Annotated in this window: 1 protein-coding gene; it reads left to right on the top strand. The window is 53.1% G+C overall.

Going from position 1 to position 1,410, the window contains the following annotated elements:
• Positions 1-5 precede the first annotated feature (5 nt).
• Positions 6-134: a DUF6894 family protein gene (locus AC1DT3_RS21145; protein ID WP_477467153.1), complete on the top strand. Its 129-nt coding sequence runs from the start codon at positions 6-8 to the stop codon at positions 132-134.
• Positions 135-1,410 lie beyond the last annotated feature (1,276 nt).

Consider the following 1,410-nt stretch of genomic DNA (forward strand, 5'->3'; position numbering starts at 1 on the left):
CTCGGATACAAGCCCTCCACGCGATCAACGAGATGCGCGAAGAGATGGGTGATGCCATCGACAGCTGGGACGATTGGCGTCTTGAAGTTGTGGACTCCATTGGCCGGACCCTCTTTTCCGTCGACCTCAGCTGACGCGCTGATCGTCCATTTCAAAAGTCTGGCTTGGCGGTGGAACGACAGGACTCAATTGCTTGAGAACCCAAATGACGTGAAGTCGAATCTTCTCGGCGTCTGTCGACATTTGACGAACCTCTCATCCATGCCGGCATCGAGATCCTACAAAGGATGCGACGCCGCCCGCGAGACCAATCGTGTCCAACATCGATTTGCATCGATATATTATTCTATCATCGATAGCCGGTGCTCTCCTCCCATTCGGACGAGGCGGGCATAGGTCGTACCGACTGAATTGCGACGCTGGCGAAAAGATCGGGAAGGCGCGCTCCGCGCGACCGCCTCGTGCTTCTTTGGAGCAATGCAATCAAACGAAGACACGTTTGCACGAACTTCGATGCCGCAATCAGCTTCCCAGCGCTTCTTAGAATTTTACGAAATCCGGCCACATCGCGAAGCGGCGGATTGGGAGTAGGTTTTTGTACATCGGAAGTATAGGTGGCGCCGTTCGTTAGCGCACATGGCGCCGAACGCGAGAGCTCAATGCATATTGACCGCCGTCTCGAGACCCGATTGGCGTGGAGACCGAAGTTTATCGGGCTGCCGCTCCTTGCTGCTGGACCGTGGCGATAGCGTCAAGCTCAGCGTTAAGCTTGACGCCACGCGTCGATGACGCTGAAGCCACAAGATTTTTATCTTTGGGAATTAGTTGATTATTGTATTGATCGGAGCTGGTGACAGTAATGTAAAATTTTTAGGTGCTGAAAATAATCAGTTCAGTGCTGTGTGAGGCAATTTCGATCAGTGAACGAGGCTCGAAATCAAATAATTTTCGTGGCGACAATGTGGCTTCGCTGAAATATACTCCGTACGCTAGCGTACATAGTTTTCATTCCTATTGGGCGCGAAATAGCCAAGTCCTTGAGTCGAATGAGTTTTGAACACCGCGCATAACGTTACAGCCGCTCTTGCAAACCAGTGCATTTTTTTGAGGCGTGCGTTGTTTATGGATTAATTCTTGGGAATGCCGTCCGATCAACGCAAAATCCGCGATAGGTGCGCATTATCGAACACGATTCGGCGCGCACGGCGAACAGACTTACCTCATAAGAACGGCGGCTAAGCCCTTTGCCGAATCGGGGAGCTGGCGAGGAGTGGCTATGCTCGTTYCATCCGGCGTCAGCCTTTGCCGGCCACGGACGTCGCGATGTCAGCCTTATCGGCTTCGCGGCGTCCGACCATAGAATGTCCAATCGCAAATCCCGACCGCGAAACCTCGCCCGGCCTCAGGTGC

It is taken from the genome of Microvirga sp. P4_G7, assembly GCF_056401005.1.